13 protein-coding genes are annotated in these 15,057 nt (G+C 60.7%); 10 read left to right on the forward strand and 3 right to left on the reverse strand.

The features are described from left to right. Window positions 1-63: 63 nt before the first annotated feature. Window positions 64-567, forward strand: coding sequence for a single-stranded DNA-binding protein (locus OSJ75_RS14780; RefSeq protein WP_250018698.1), 504 nt, complete (start codon window positions 64-66; stop codon window positions 565-567). A gap of 218 nt (window positions 568-785) precedes the next feature. Further along, window positions 786-2,069, forward strand: a complete 1,284-nt coding sequence (locus tag OSJ75_RS14785; protein ID WP_267228567.1) for an NAD(P)/FAD-dependent oxidoreductase — start codon at window positions 786-788, stop codon at window positions 2,067-2,069. Between the two features lie 17 nt (window positions 2,070-2,086). On the opposite strand, the gene OSJ75_RS14790 is transcribed toward OSJ75_RS14785, so the two are convergent. Then, window positions 2,087-2,716 (reverse strand): MarC family protein, encoded by a 630-nt coding sequence (locus OSJ75_RS14790; RefSeq protein WP_267228568.1) that lies wholly within the window; start codon window positions 2,714-2,716, stop codon window positions 2,087-2,089. Window positions 2,717-2,968: 252 nt separating this feature from the next. On the opposite strand from OSJ75_RS14790, the gene gyrA reads away from it, so the two are divergent. Next, on the forward strand, window positions 2,969-5,752 hold the full coding sequence (gene gyrA, locus OSJ75_RS14795; protein WP_267228569.1) for a DNA gyrase subunit A: 2,784 nt from the start codon (window positions 2,969-2,971) through the stop codon (window positions 5,750-5,752). A 14-nt stretch (window positions 5,753-5,766) separates the two neighbouring features. Here gyrA and OSJ75_RS14800 read toward each other — a convergent pair whose 3' ends face one another. Next, window positions 5,767-5,904: a hypothetical protein gene (locus tag OSJ75_RS14800; protein WP_250018701.1), complete on the reverse strand. Its 138-nt coding sequence runs from the start codon at window positions 5,902-5,904 to the stop codon at window positions 5,767-5,769. Window positions 5,905-6,103: 199 nt separating this feature from the next. Here OSJ75_RS14800 and coaD point away from each other — a divergent pair, with 199 nt between their 5' ends. From coaD to tgt, 5 genes are read left to right on the forward strand one after another with little or no spacing between them, the layout of a single operon-like run. Then, window positions 6,104-6,598 (forward strand): pantetheine-phosphate adenylyltransferase, encoded by a 495-nt coding sequence (coaD, locus tag OSJ75_RS14805; protein WP_250018702.1) that lies wholly within the window; start codon window positions 6,104-6,106, stop codon window positions 6,596-6,598. A 15-nt stretch (window positions 6,599-6,613) separates the two neighbouring features. Then, entirely contained in the window at window positions 6,614-7,198 is a 585-nt protein-coding gene (locus tag OSJ75_RS14810) for a peptidylprolyl isomerase (RefSeq protein WP_250018703.1), read from the forward strand. Between the two features lie 24 nt (window positions 7,199-7,222). Beyond that, window positions 7,223-7,735 carry a peptidylprolyl isomerase gene (locus OSJ75_RS14815; RefSeq protein WP_250018704.1) on the forward strand — a complete coding sequence of 171 codons (513 nt, stop codon included), beginning with the start codon at window positions 7,223-7,225 and terminating at the stop codon, window positions 7,733-7,735. Window positions 7,736-7,752: 17 nt separating this feature from the next. After that, complete coding sequence (gene queA / locus OSJ75_RS14820) at window positions 7,753-8,832, forward strand: tRNA preQ1(34) S-adenosylmethionine ribosyltransferase-isomerase QueA (RefSeq protein ID WP_267228570.1); 1,080 nt, start codon at window positions 7,753-7,755, stop codon at window positions 8,830-8,832. Further along, the gene (gene tgt, locus OSJ75_RS14825) at window positions 8,829-9,962 is read left to right on the forward strand and encodes a tRNA guanosine(34) transglycosylase Tgt (protein WP_267228571.1); all 1,134 of its coding nucleotides are present in this window, start codon (window positions 8,829-8,831) and stop codon (window positions 9,960-9,962) included. The genes queA and tgt overlap by 4 nt, the downstream gene beginning before the upstream one ends. A gap of 18 nt (window positions 9,963-9,980) precedes the next feature. Here tgt and OSJ75_RS14830 read toward each other — a convergent pair whose 3' ends face one another. Next, entirely contained in the window at window positions 9,981-10,634 is a 654-nt protein-coding gene (locus tag OSJ75_RS14830) for a TetR/AcrR family transcriptional regulator (protein WP_267228615.1), read from the reverse strand. An 84-nt stretch (window positions 10,635-10,718) separates the two neighbouring features. On the opposite strand from OSJ75_RS14830, the gene OSJ75_RS14835 reads away from it, so the two are divergent. Together OSJ75_RS14835 and OSJ75_RS14840 are read left to right on the forward strand one after the other, a co-directional pair. Beyond that, the gene (locus OSJ75_RS14835; protein WP_250018707.1) at window positions 10,719-11,960 is read left to right on the forward strand and encodes an efflux RND transporter periplasmic adaptor subunit; all 1,242 of its coding nucleotides are present in this window, start codon (window positions 10,719-10,721) and stop codon (window positions 11,958-11,960) included. Further along, complete coding sequence (locus OSJ75_RS14840) at window positions 11,957-15,049, forward strand: efflux RND transporter permease subunit (protein ID WP_250018708.1); 3,093 nt, start codon at window positions 11,957-11,959, stop codon at window positions 15,047-15,049. The genes OSJ75_RS14835 and OSJ75_RS14840 overlap by 4 nt, the downstream gene beginning before the upstream one ends. Window positions 15,050-15,057: the final 8 nt, after the last annotated feature.

The raw sequence follows: 15,057 nt of genomic DNA on the forward strand, positions 1-15,057 counted from the left end.
CCGCTCCTGTGCCGCGTTCTGTATGATGGCAAAAATTTTAATGCGAATTCGTGGAGTTTCACTATGGCAGGCAGTGTCAACAAGGTCATTCTGGTAGGCAATCTCGGCGCTGATCCGGAAGTCCGGCGCCTGGGATCGGGGGATCCTGTCGTCAACCTCCGCATCGCGACTTCGGAAACCTGGCGTGACAAGAACTCCGGCGAGCGCAAGGAGAAGACCGAGTGGCACAGCGTCGTGATCTTCAACGACAATCTTGCCAAGGTTGCCGAGCAATACCTGAAGAAGGGCATGAAGGTCTATCTGGAAGGCGCGCTCCAGACGCGCAAATGGCAGGACCAGACCGGCAATGACCGTTATACGACGGAAGTCGTGTTGCAGAAATTCCGCGGCGAATTGCAGATGCTGGATTCGCGCGGCGAAGGTGCCGGTGGCGGACGCTCCTTCGAACAGGGCCGCGGCGGTCAGGTTGCCGACGATCGCAGTTCCGATTTCGGCCGGTCGAATTCCTCGTCGAGCAGCAGTGGGGGAAATTTCTCCCGTGACCTCGATGATGAAATCCCGTTCTGATCGGCGCCATGGCTCCAGACCGTCAAAGTTCGACGCCGCACTTGTTGCGGCGTTGATGTTTTTGAGCGCCGTTCGTCCGCCGATATCTGCGGCCTGAACGCCAATTCGACGCGGCCGAATTTCACGGTTTCTATCTGCCACACCTCAGCGTTGCGTGCATCATCGGCTGCGATGTGGTCTGATGCGTTGCAGGGCATGGTTCGGTACGGAGGTTTGGCATGACGAGAGTGGAGACATCTGCAGGCCACAAACATCGGCTTGTCATCGTCGGAGGTGGTTTTGGCGGGCTCGAAACCGTCTACAGGCTTCGCGGCGTGGATCTCGACATCACGGTCATCGACCAGCGCAATCATCATCTGTTTCAGCCGCTGCTCTATCAGGTCGCCACGTCCACATTGGCGACTTCCGAGATTGCCTGGCCCATCCGCCATCTGCTGCGCCGCTTCGCCAATGTAAAGACCCTGCTCGGGACCGTGACCGGCGTCGATCCGGCCGCCCATACGCTCGGCATTCTCGATGGCGAGCCGGTGCCCTATGATACGCTCGTGCTGGCTACGGGCGCCCGCCATGCCTATTTCGGTCACGACGATTGGGAGCCGTTTGCGCCGGGATTGAAGACGCTCGAAGACGCAACCTTGATCCGCAGGCGTATCCTGACGGCCTTCGAAAAGGCGGAACTGGAGCCTGATCCGGCGATCCGCGAACAATATCTGAACTTCGTCATCATTGGCGGCGGACCGACCGGAGTGGAAATCGCCGGCACGATCGCCGATCTGGCACGCGACACGCTCAAGGGCGATTTCCGCAATATCGATCCCACCAAGGCCCGCGTGATCCTGATCGAGGGCGGGCCGCGGCTGCTCGGTGCCTTCAGCGAGGAACTGTCCGACTATGCCAGGCGCGCATTGGAGCGGCTGGGCGTGACCGTCCATTTCGGACAGCCTGTCACGGACTGCCGCCAGGACGGGGTTTCATTCGGCGGCCAGGTCCTGCACGCCCGCACCATCCTGTGGGCGGCGGGCGTTCAGGCTTCGCCCGCGGCCAGATGGCTGGGTGTCGAGGCGGACAGGGCAGGGCGCGCCATCGTCAATGGCGACCTGACCGCGCCGGGCCATCCGGATATCTTCATCATCGGCGACACCGCATCGGTGAAGAGCGGCGACAAGCCGGTGCCGGGCATAGCGCCCGCCGCCAAGCAGCAGGGCGCCCATGTCGCGAATACCATAAAGGCGCGTCTTGCGGGCGACGAGACGCCGCGGCCATTCCAGTACAGGCATGCCGGCGATCTGGCCACGATCGGCAAGCGGGCGGCGGTGATCCAGTTCGGCAAGCTGAAGATCAAGGGATATGTCGCCTGGTGGATATGGGGGCTCGCGCACATCTATTTTCTCATCGGCTTGCGCAACCGGTTGGCGGTGGCGCTGAGCTGGCTGTGGATATCGCTGACCGGCGTGCGCAGCGCGCGGCTGATCACGCAGAAGGATGCGCACGAGGACGCCTGAACCGGAGCCTTGGAGCGCTATCCCTGCACGACCGTCCTGATGCCATCGGCGACGAATTGCACCGCGAGCGCGGCAAGGATGACGCCGAGGAGGCGCGTGAGAATGGAGCGGCCCGTCTCGCCGAGAAACCTGTCCACGCGCTCGGCCAGGAAGAACACCAGATAGGCGGACGCGATGCAGACCAGTATTATGGCGATCAGGGCAAGGCGCGATGCCGGCCCCGACATGGTTCCGGCCAGCAATATCGTCGCCGAAATGGCGCCGGGACCGGCGATCAGCGGTATGGCAAGCGGGAATGCCGCAATATTGCGGATATGATCCTTGGTGATCGCCACTTCTGCGCTCTTTTCCTTGCGGTCCTGGCGCTTCTCGAAAATCATCTCGAACGCAATCCAGAAAAGCAGCAGCCCGCCGGCGATGCGGAACGCTCCGAGGGTGATGCCGAACAGCGCAAGAATCTGGGCTCCGGCAAGAGCGAAGACCGTGAGCACGACGAACGCCGTCAGGCTCGCCCTGAGCGCCACCTGGCTGCGCTCCTTCCGGTTCATGCCGCCGGTAAGCGCCAGGAAAAGCGGTGCCAGCCCCGGCGGATCGATCGTCACCATCAGGGTTACCAGCGCATTCAGGATTGTGTCGTAGAATGCCACGATTTAGCTTTTCTTTTCTGTTAAGCGCTCCGCCAGGCGGGCGTTTGCCCCGCCTGAACCTAGCCGATTTGCCACCGCGCGTCGACAAAAGCGGATTTCTGCACGGTAAGTTTTTCGACATATGAGAAACAATGCCATATGCCTTTGATTCAAAAGGATTTTCAACTGTGCATTAACGGCCGCCAAGTTGGCAATTGGGGCGGAAAGCCGCTATAAGTTCTAGATTGATTCTATTTGGAAGATGAGTGCCTCGTGTCAGATTTAACTCCACCTAGCGGTTCCGACGACGACAAGGGCGGACCCGGCTCCGGAATTGAAGCGATTTCCATCATCGAGGAAATGCAGCGGTCCTATCTCGACTATGCCATGAGCGTTATCGTGAGCCGCGCGCTGCCGGATGTCCGTGATGGTTTGAAGCCCGTGCATCGCCGCATTCTCCATGCGATGAATGAAATGGGCCTTGCCTGGAACAGGTCCTATCGCAAGTCCGCGGGTGTCGTCGGTGAAGTGATGGGTAAATACCATCCCCATGGCGACGCCTCCATCTATGATGCGCTCGTGCGCATGGCGCAGGACTGGTCCCTGCGTGATCCCCTGGTCGATGGCCAGGGCAATTTCGGCTCCATCGATGGCGATTCTCCCGCGGCCATGCGGTATACCGAGTGCCGCCTGCAGAAGGTAACGGAATCGCTGCTTGCCGACATCGACAAGGAAACGGTCGATTTCCAGGACAATTATGACGGCCGCGAGCAGGAGCCGACGGTTCTTCCGGCCAGGTTTCCCAATCTGCTCGTCAATGGTTCGGGCGGCATCGCCGTCGGCATGGCGACGAATGTGCCGCCGCACAATCTGGCGGAAGTCATCAATGGCTGCGTGGCGCTGATCGACAAGCCGTCGATCGATCTTTCGGAGATCATGGAATATATACCCGGCCCGGATTTTCCGACGGGCGGCATTGTTCTCGGGCGCTCGGGCATCCATTCCGCCTATAGTACCGGGCGCGGTTCGATCCTCATGCGCGGCAAGGTTTCGATAGAGACCATGCGCGGCGACCGCGAAGCCATCGTCATCACCGAAGTGCCTTACCAGGTCAACAAGGCGACGATGATCGAGAAAATGGCCGATCTTGTCCGTGAAAAGCGGATCGAAGGCATTTCCGACATCAGGGACGAGTCCGACCGCGATGGCTACCGCGTCGTCGTCGAACTGAAGCGCGATGCCGTTGCCGATGTCATCGTCAACCAGCTCTATCGCTTCACCCCGCTGCAATCCTCCTTCGGCGCCAATATGGTGGCGCTGAATGGCGGCAAGCCGGGCCTCCTCAATCTTCTCGACATATTGCGGGCCTTCGTCAGTTTCCGCGAGGAAGTGGTCAGCAGGCGCACCAAGTTCCTGCTGCGCAAGGCGCGGGACCGCGCCCATGTCCTCGTCGGACTTGCGATAGCTGTCGCCAATATCGACGAGGTCATCGCGCTGATCCGCCGCGCGCCGGATCCTTCCACGGCGAGGGACCAGCTGATGGAGCGGCGCTGGCCGGCCAATGACATTGCGCCGCTGATCACGCTCATTGCCGATCCGCGCCATACGCTGAACGAGGACAATACCTACAACCTCTCGGAAGAGCAGGCCCGGGCGATCCTCGATCTGCGGTTGCAGCGCCTGACGGCTCTCGGCCGCGACGAAATTGCCGACGAATTGAACAAGATCGGCGTCGAAATCGCCGACTACCTCGACATTCTGGCCTCGCGCAGCCGCATCATGAGCATCGTCAAGGACGAGCTTATCGCCATTCGCGACGAGTTCGGCACGCCGCGCCGGACCGAGCTTGCCGAAGGCGGCGCCGATATGGACGATGAGGATCTCATCGCCCGCGAAGACATGGTGGTGACCGTCAGCCATGCCGGCTACATCAAGCGCGTGCCGCTGGCGACCTATCGTGCCCAGCGTCGCGGCGGCAAGGGCCGCTCGGCGGTTTCCATGAAGGACGAGGATTTCGTCACGCGGCTTTTCGTAGCCAATACGCACACGCCGATCCTGTTCTTCTCGTCCCGCGGCATCGTCTACAAGGAGAAGGTGTGGCGCCTGCCGATCGGCACGCCGCAATCGCGCGGCAAGGCACTCATCAACATGCTCCCGCTCGAACAGGGCGAGCGTATCACGACGATCATGCCGCTGCCCGAGGATGAGGCAAGCTGGGCCAATCTCGACGTGATGTTCGCCACGACCCGCGGCACCGTCCGGCGCAACAAGCTTTCCGACTTCGTGCAGGTCAACCGCAATGGCAAGATCGCGATGAAGCTCGAGGAGGAGGGCGACGAGATCCTCAGCGTCGATACATGCGACGAGTTCGACGATGTGCTGCTGACGGCCGCCGGCGGCCAGTGTATCCGCTTCCCGGTCACGGATGTCCGCGTGTTTGCGGGCCGCAATTCGATCGGCGTGCGCGGCATCTCGCTCGCACCGGGCGACAAGATCATCTCCATGGCCATCCTGGCTCACGTCGAAGCGAGCCCCGCGGAACGTTCCGCCTATCTCAGGTTGGCGGCAGCCGAGCGCAGGGCGCAGGGGGCCGACGATGTCGAGGAGATCGCACTGGTTGGCGAGGAGGCGACCGATGTCGCCGAACTTTCGCCGACCCGCTATGCGGAGCTGCGCGATCGCGAAGAGACCGTGCTGACGGTCAGCGAGTTCGGCTATGGCAAGCGCTCTTCGTCCTATGAATTCCGCGTTTCGGGACGTGGCGGCAAGGGCATCAGGGCGACGGATACGTCGAAAACCGACGAGATCGGCAAGCTGATCGCACTGTTCCCGATCCGTGCGTCGGATCAGATCATGCTCGTGTCCGATCAGGGCCAGCTGATCCGGGTGCCCGTCAACGGCATCCGCATCGCCGGCAGGTCAACCAAGGGCGTGACGATCTTCAATACGGCACAGGATGAAAGAGTGGTATCCGTCGAGCGCATCTCGGAATCCGAGAGCGAAGAAGACGGAGAGGAGAACGGCGACGGAGCGGAAGCGCCCATCGTGACCGAATAGGTCAGGCGCCGAACTCAGTTTGGCATCTGTCTGTAGATACCGAAGCGGGAGGTCTGATTCTGGGCTTTCCGCTTCCGGTTTTCTTCCACGAGCATGATGATGGCCGAAACCATCATCGCAACCATCATACCGATGCTCAATAAAATAACCATTGATCCGTCCTTTGAATTGCTTTCGGCAGTCCAATAAGCAACGCGGAAATCGCCGATTGGTTCATATTTAGCTTCTGGCGCTTGAACTTCAGCTGACGACGCCGTTCATCTCCGGTTCATCTTGCGCTCTCCGCTCCATCGCCCTCGATGGCCCTCCATGGCCATTGAAAGCTTGGGCCAAAGCGGCTACTAAGCCCGAATGACGACAGCGATCTACGCAGGATCATTCGATCCGATAACCAATGGACATATGGATGTTCTGCACGGCTCGTTGCGGCTTGCGCGCAAGGTGCTGGTCGCTATCGGCGTTCATCCCGGCAAGACGCCACTGTTTTCGTTCGACGAGCGGGTCGATCTGATCCAGCGGGTGGCGAACGATTCTTTCGGCGAGGACGGCAAGCGGATCAAGGTCATAGCATTCGATGGGCTCGTGATCGATGCGGCGCGCGCCCATGGCGCCGTGCTTCTCGTTCGCGGTCTCCGCGATGGCACGGATCTGGATTACGAGATGCAGATGGCCGGAATGAACGGCAAGATGGCGCCGGAGCTGCAAACGGTGTTTCTTCCGGCCGATCCTGCGGTTCGCACGATTACCGCCACATTGGTTCGACAGATTGCGGCGATGGGCGGCGATATCAGTCATTTCGTACCGCCGCTCGTTGCCGAGGCCCTCAAGGCAAAGTTCAATCACTGATTTGGAGAGACATTGATGTCCTTTATTCGCACAGCGCTGCTGGTTGCTGCCGTATCGTCCATTTCCCTCGCATCCGCCGGATGGAGCAGGGCGGACGACGCCAACACCATGACCATCAAGCTCAAGGATGGCGATGTGAAGGTCGAACTCCTGCCGAAGCTCGCTCCAAAGCATGTGGAACAGATCAAGGCGCTGGCAAAGGAAGGGGCCTATGACAATGTGGTATTCCACCGCGTCATTCCGGGCTTCATGGCCCAGACCGGCGATGTTCAATATGGCAACACCGAAAAGGGCTTCAATGCGAGCGCGGCCGGCACCGGTGGCTCGACCCGGCCGGACATTCCTGCCGAGTTCTCGGATGAGCCTTTCGTGCGCGGCGTCGTCGGCATGGCGCGGTCGCAGAATCCGAACTCGGCCAATTCCCAGTTCTTCATCATGTTCACCGAATATCCTTCGCTGAACGGCCAGTATACGGTCGTCGGCAAGGTGACGAGCGGCATGGAATATGTCGACAAGATCAAGAAAGGCTCCGAGGCCAACAATGGAGCTGTCGAAAACCCCGACAAGATGATCAAGGTCACCGTCGGATCGACCAAGTAATAATCTAACAGGAGATTGCACGATATGGCTTACAAGGACCCCGAAAACACGATCCTTCTCGAAACGACAAAGGGAAGCGTCGTCATCGAGCTCTACCCGGATCTCGCACCCGGTCACGTTGCGCGGATCAAGGAGCTCGCACGGGATGGCGCCTATGATGGCGTCGTATTCCACAGGGTCATCGATGGCTTCATGGCGCAGACCGGCGACGTGAAGTTCGGCAAGCAGGGTGGAGCCTCGTTCAACCCGGCACGGGCAGGCATGGGCGGATCGGACCTTCCCGACCTGAAGGCCGAATTCTCCAATGCCAATCACGGACGCGGCGCCTGCTCCATGGCGCGGTCGCAGAACCCGAACTCGGCCAATTCGCAGTTCTTCATCTGCTTCGACGATGCCGGCTTTCTCAACCGCCAGTACACTGTCTGGGGCCAGGTGATCGAAGGCATGGACAATGTCGACAAGATCAAGCGCGGCGAGCCGGTGCAGGATCCTGATTCCATCGTTTCGATGCGCGTCGCTGCCGACGCCGCCGAATAGGGCTCGCCAACCCAGCAATGCGCGTTGATCTTTTCGATTTCGAACTGCCGGAAGAGAACATCGCCCTTCGACCCGCGGAGCCGCGCGACACAGCGCGGCTTCTGCTTGTCAGGGACGGCGAAGCTGCGTTCGAAGAAGATATTGTAAGAAACCTTGCCGAGCACCTGCGGCCAGGCGACGCGATTGTCTTCAATAATACCAAGGTCATACCAGCTCAGCTTGAAGGGCTGCGTGAGCGCGACGGTTCACGGGCGCAGATAAGTGCCACTCTGCATATGCGTACCGGCCCCGACCGATGGAAGGCATTTCTGCGGCCCGCCAAACGCATCAGGGCCGGAGAGCGGATCGATTTCGGCCATGGCAATAATATGTGCCTGCTGGGATCGCTGCAGGCGACAGTCGAAGAAAAAGGCGACGCGGGCGAGGCGTTGCTCGTCTTCGATGTCAGCGGCGCCGCGCTGGACGAGGCCATTGCGGCTGTCGGACACATCCCGCTGCCGCCCTATATCGCCTCCAAGCGATCGGATGACGAGCGCGACAGGCAAGATTATCAGACAGTCTATGCCAGCGAGGAAGGCGCTGTCGCGGCGCCAACGGCCGGGCTGCACTTCACGCCGGAACTGCTGGCCGGTCTGGCCGCGCGCGGGATTGAAGAGCATTTCGTCACCCTGCATGTCGGCGCCGGCACCTTCCTGCCGGTAAAGGCGGACGACACGGCCGACCACAAGATGCACTCGGAGTGGGGCAGCGTCGATGCGGCGACGGCGCAAGCGCTCAACGATGTGAAGGCGCGGGGAGGCCGTATCGTCGCTGTCGGAACGACGTCGTTACGACTGCTGGAAAGCGCGACCGATTCCGGCGGCGTCATTCAGCCCTGGACCGGGGCGACCGACATTTTCATCACGCCCGGATATCGCTTCCGGGCAGTGGACATGCTGCTGACGAATTTCCACCTGCCGCGGTCGACGCTGTTCATGCTGGTTTCGGCCTTCAGCGGCCGCGAACGCATGCAGGCGGCCTATCGTCACGCAATCAAAAACGGCTTTCGCTTCTATTCCTATGGCGATGCAAGCCTGTTATGGCGATCACCATCATGAGCAGCGAAACATTCGAATTCAAGATCACCACGACGGATGACAAGGCGCGGCGCGGGGAAATAACCATGCCGCGCGGGGCGATCCGTACCCCCGCCTTCATGCCTGTCGGCACAGCCGCCACCGTAAAGGCCATGTATATGGACCAGGTGCGCGACCTCGGTTCCGATATCATCCTGGGCAATACCTACCATCTCATGCTGAGGCCCGGAGCGGAGCGCGTGGCAAAGCTCGGCGGCCTGCACCAATTCTCGCGCTGGAGCGGCCCGATCCTGACCGATTCCGGCGGATTCCAGGTCATGTCGCTGGCGCAGCTCAGGAAGCTCTCCGAACAGGGCGTGACGTTCCGCTCCCATATTGACGGGCGACCTTACGAGATGAGCCCCGAGCGCTCCATCGAAATTCAGGGGCTCCTCGGCTCCGATATCCAGATGCAGCTCGACGAATGTGTCGCGCTGCCGTCGACGCCAAACGATATCCAGCGGGCAATGGAGCTTTCGCTGCGTTGGGCCGAGCGGTGCAAGACCGCCTTCGGCGACCAACCGGGCAAGGCCATGTTCGGTATCGTCCAGGGCGGCGATGTTGCCGATCTGCGTGTCCGCTCCGCCCAGGCGCTGCGCGAAATGAACCTGAAGGGTTATGCCGTCGGCGGCCTGGCCGTGGGCGAGCCGCAGGATGTGATGCTGGAAATGCTGGACGCGACCTGTCCCGAATTGCCGGCCGACCGGCCGCGCTATCTGATGGGCGTAGGAACGCCGGACGATATTCTGAAATCCGTGGCGCGCGGCATCGATATGTTCGACTGCGTGATGCCCACGCGTGCCGGCCGTCATGGCCTGGCATTCACCCGCCGCGGCAAGGTCAATCTCCGCAATGCCCGCCACGCCGAGGATCCGCGTCCGCTGGACGAGGAATCGACTTGCCCGGCCGCCCGCGACTATAGCCGCGCCTATCTGCATCATCTGGTGAAATCAGGCGAGGCGCTGGGTGGAATGCTGCTCACCTGGAACAATCTCTCATATTATCAGCAATTGATGCAGGGCATTCGCAGCTCTATCGAAGCACGCCGCTTTGCAGCGTTTGCCGCCGAGACGCAGCAGTCCTGGCTGGAAGGCGACCTGCCGCCAGTCTGATCGCCTGGCTATTGCTTATCAGGCAGCGCCAGGCAGATTGCTCCGGGGCTCCTCGGCCGGCTCGAACAGGAGGCTGAGGCGATCGATGGCGGCGATCTGCTCGTCGCGGCTGAGGCCATCCATTTCGAACAGCTTCTGGCAGCGCATGCCTTCAATCGTCAGATAGGCCATCAGCGCCAATGTCGGATCGTCCGAATTTTCGCGGATTCGCTGCAGAAGCTGCGTCGTATAGCGGCGGATCGGGTCGAGAAACGTGCGGTCATTGGCAATTGCCGCCAATATGCCGGACGGTTCGGCCTCGTTACAGACAAATTCAGCCCGATAAACTGCGATACAGGCGAGAACCACGCTGTTTCTGCCATGGTTCCGCAATGCTTCGTGGTGTTTAAGTTGTTTGTCGAATTGGGCCATGTGATCTTCGACGAGAGCCTCGAGCAGCTTGGCTTTCGTCGGGAAGGAGTAAAGGAGACCACCCTTGGAGAGACCCGCTCGCCGGGCAACGGCATCAAGCGAGAGGTTGACCGGGCCGACCTCCATCGCGATCTCGGCCGCGGCTTGTAAAATCTTGTCCTTGGTCGTCAGGGTGTCCGCCTTCATTCCTGTTCTTTCTGTGCCGGGTCTATATAAACCCATATTGACAATACCGTCCAGACGGTACAGTACATTGCGCACGGCAATCAAGCCGCGTGATCTAATCCATTCTGAGGCTGGCAGAGCATTTGCTGGCCCTTGTTTTGTTCCGGAGCGGCATTTCCCATGATAAAGCGCTACATTCTGCCAGTTATAATCGTAATCCTGGTTGTATTGCTCGGTGTGGGGCTTGTCGGCTTCAACCTGTTCCGCGACAAGGCGATCTCGGATTTCTTCGCCAGCATGCAGCAGCCGGCCGCTCCTGTCTCGACCTATACGGTCAAGCCGGAGGTCTGGACGCCGAATATCGAGGCCATCGGCACGGTCAGCGCCATCCAGGGCGTCGAGCTTGCCGTCGAGGTTGCCGGCATCGTCAAGGAAATCCCGTTCAAGGCGAACCAGATCGTCGAGCAGGGCGCCGCGCTGCTGCAACTCGACGATGCGATCGAAAAGGCCGATATCGTCGCGGCGAAGGCGCAGGACGTTCTTGCGGACCAGACCCTGGCCCGTGCCCGTACGCTCAGCACGCGCGGCGTCGGCGCGATTTCCAACGTCGATGAAGCGCAGTCCGCCTCGCTCGCCAAGAAGGCCGAGATCGCCAAACTGCAGGCCGTTCTCGACCAGAAGCTGATCAAGGCGCCCTTCAAGGGCACTGTCGGTATTCCGCGGATCGAGGTCGGCCAGTATGTTTCGCCCGGCACCGTGGTCGTTTCGCTGCAGGACCTTGCAACGATGCGCGTGGATTTCACCGTGCCCGAGCAGATGCTGGCCTCGATCCATGTCGATCAGCCGATCAAGCTCAATTTGACCGACAATGATGAGCAGTTCGACGGCCAGATCACCGCAATCGAGCCGCGTATCGATCCTTCGACGCGCCTGGTCTCTGTTCGTGCCCAGGTCGACAACGACAGCGGCAAGCTGCGCCCGGGCCAGTTCGCCCAGGTCCGCGTACAATTGCCGACCGAGGAAAACGTGCTTACCGTGCCGCAGACCTCGCTCGTTTCGAGCCTTTATGGCGACTACGTCTTTGTCGTCCGTCCGGCACCTGCGGAGAATGCAAAGCCGGCCGACGCGGCCGCTGCCGGCGAGGGCGAGAAGCCAGCCGACGCCGCCAAGCCGGCGGAAGAGGCAAAGCCGGCGGAACCCGCCGCCAATGGCGAGAAGGCGGAGGAGAAGCTCGTTCTGGCGCAGGTCTTCGTGACGCCCGGCCGCCGGTCCGGTCTGCTTGTTGAAATCACCAAGGGTCTGAAGCCGGGAGATATCGTTGTGACCGCAGGCCAGAACCGCCTCAATCCCGGTTCGGCAGTGAAGATCGCCAACGAAGTCAATCCAGCCAATACAACCGAGTCGGGGCTCCCCACAAAATGAACTTCTCAGACATTTTCATTCGCCGCCCCGTTCTTTCGACCGTCGTGGCGCTCATGATCATCCTCCTGGGTGCGCAGGGGCTCGTCAATCTCTCGGTTCGTGAATATCCAAAGGTCGAAGAGACGGTCATCACTATCAAGACCGCCTATGCCGGCGCGAGTGCGGACCTCATCCAGGGCTTCATCTCGTCGCCGATCGCCAAGGCCGTCACGACGACGGAAAACATCGATTACGTGACATCCTCGTCGGCGCCGTCCTCCAGCACTGTCACGGTGCAGATGAAGCTTGGCGCCGATCCTGACGCGGCGCTGACCGAGGTCATCTCCAAGGTGAACCAGGTGCGCGGCGACCTGCCGGAAGAGTCCGACGATCCGGTGATCACCAAGGGTACCGGCCAGGACTTCGCGACGATGTACCTTGCCGTTCAGAACCCGAACATGAGCAGCGAGCAGATCACCGAATATCTCGAACGCGTCATCCAGCCGCGCATGTCGACGATCCAGGGTGTCGCTGACGCCCAGATTCTCGGCGGCCAGGTATTCTCGATGCGCGTCTGGATCGATCCGGTGAAACTGGCGGCGCGCGGCACGACGGCGACCGAAGTTCTCGCGGCGATCAATCGCTCCAACTTCCTTTCCGCGCCGGGCAAGGTGAAAAACCTTTACGTCGCTTCGCCGATCACCATGAAGACGACATTGCAGACGCCTGAGGCGTTCGGGGCAATGCCGATCAAGTCCGATGGCGACAATATCGTTCGCCTGCGCGATGTCGCGCGCGTCGAACTTGGCGCGGTGAGCGAGGATACGATCGTTACGTTCAACGGCTCGAGCGGTACGTTCCTCGGCATCTTCCCGACGCCTGCCGCCAATCCGATCGACATGACGGCTGCCGTTCGCGCCGAACTGCCCTCGATCCAGGCGACATTGCCGGAAGGCATGACCATCACGATGCTCTATGACGCTACCGAGCAGATCAGTTCCTCCATCGAGGAAGTGTTCAAGACCATCGGCGAAGCGGTTCTCATCGTGGTTCTGGTCATTCTGCTCTTCCTGGGGTCGTTCCGGTCGGTGATCATCCCCGTGGTGACGATCCCGATTTCGCTCGTGGGCGTGTGCTTCTTCCTCTATATGCTTGGCTATTCGATCAATCTTCTATCGCTTCTGGCGATGGTTCTCGCCATCGGCCTCGTGGTGGATGACGCCATCGTGGTTCTGGAGAACATCCATCGCCATATCGAGGAAGGTCTGAAGCCGATCGACGCTGCCTTGCGCGGCATGAAGGAAATCACGGGTCCGATCATCGCCATGACCGTGACGCTGGCGGCAGTGTTCGCGCCGCTCGGCTTCACCGGCGGCCTGACCGGCGCGCTTTTCCGGGAATTTGCCTTCACGCTTGCGGGCTCGGTCATCATCTCCGGCGTTGCCGCATTGACGGTTTCGCCGATGATGTGCGCCTTGCTGTTGCGCGCCGGCAATCACAGCCGCTTCCAGAGGATCGTCGATAGCAGCTTCGGCTGGCTGGAAGGCGCCTATGAACGGCGCGTCGCCGGCTCGCTCAACTTCCGCTTCGTCACGCTGTTCGCGGTCGTGACACTCGTCGCATTGACCGGGTTCCTCTTCACCAAGACCTCATCTGAACTCGCCCCGGAAGAAGATTCCGGAGCATTGTTCTCGCTGGTCAACGGACCGCAATACGCCACCTCGGCCTATATGAAGCTCTATGCCGACCAGATCGACAATCTCACCAAGGATCTGCCGGAACTGAAGGCGCGCTTCAACATTCTCGGCCTCGGCACGACAAACTCCGCCTTTGCCATCTGGGTGTTCAAGGACTGGTCGCAGCGTGACAAGTCGCAGAAGGAGCTTCAGCAGGAACTCCAGGGCATGATCTCCCCGGTGGCCGGCGTGGAAGCCTTCATCTTCGCGCCGCCGACGCTTCCGGGTACCGGTGGCGGCTTGCCGATCTCCGTGGTCATCCAGTCCACGGGTCCGGCCGACAAGGTGTTCGAAGTCGCCGAGGAGATCAAGAAGAAGGCCCAGGCTTCCGGCCAGTTCATCGTCGTGCAGAACTCGCTGTCGTTCAATGCGCCGCAGGTAACGGTGACGATCGATCGCGACAGGGCTTCGGCCCTCGGCGTTCCGGTCAGCGATATCGGCCAGACATTGGGCCTGCTCGTCGGCGAGCCGAAAGTGGCGAAATTCGACCGCGATTCGAACAGCTACGACATCTATCCGCAGGTTCCACAGGACTTCCGCTCGAACCCCGAAAAGCTTGGCCAGTATTTCGTCAAGAGCGCATCGGGCGACATGGTGCCGTTGTCGGCGGTCATCAAAGTGACCGAGAATGCCTCTCCGGCCGCAATCGAGCAGTTCAACCAGCTGAATTCGGCGACGATCTCGGCATTGCCGCTACCTGGCGTCACCACCGGCCAGGGTCTGCAGACCGTCATCGACACGGCGCAGCCGCTGATGCCGGATGGGTTCTTCATGGATTATTCCGGCCAGTCGCGGCTTGAGATCGAGCAGGGCAACACGATCCTGATCGCCTTCGCGCTCGCCGTCATCGTCATCTACCTGGTGCTGGCGGCGCAGTTCGAAAGCTTCCGCGATCCGTTCATCATCATGATGTCGGTGCCGCTCTCGATCTTCGGCGCCATCGTTCCGCTCAATCTCGGCCTGGGTACGCTCAATATCTATACCCAGGTCGGGCTGATCACCCTCGTCGGACTGATCACGAAGCACGGCATCCTGATGGTGGAGTTCGCCAACCAGCAGCGTGAGCTGCATGGCATCAATCGCCATGACGCGATCGTGCTCGCGGCCAAGACCCGTCTGCGGCCGATCCTGATGACCACCGCAGCCATGGCTCTCGGCGTCATACCGCTGATCACCGCAACCGGTGCCGGCGCCGCCGCCCGCTATTCGATCGGCCTGGTGATCTTCTCCGGCATCCTCGTCGGAACGATCTTCACGCTGTTCGTGGTGCCGATGTTCTATACGTTCATCTCGCGTAAGGACAGCAAGACAGAGGCCACCCACGAGAGCTCACCGCCAGCTGGCGAACCGACACCGGCGCCGTCGCACGGCTAATCGGGCCA

This window comes from Phyllobacterium sp. 0TCS1.6A, assembly GCF_026420825.1.
Taxonomy (GTDB): domain Bacteria; phylum Pseudomonadota; class Alphaproteobacteria; order Rhizobiales; family Rhizobiaceae; genus Phyllobacterium.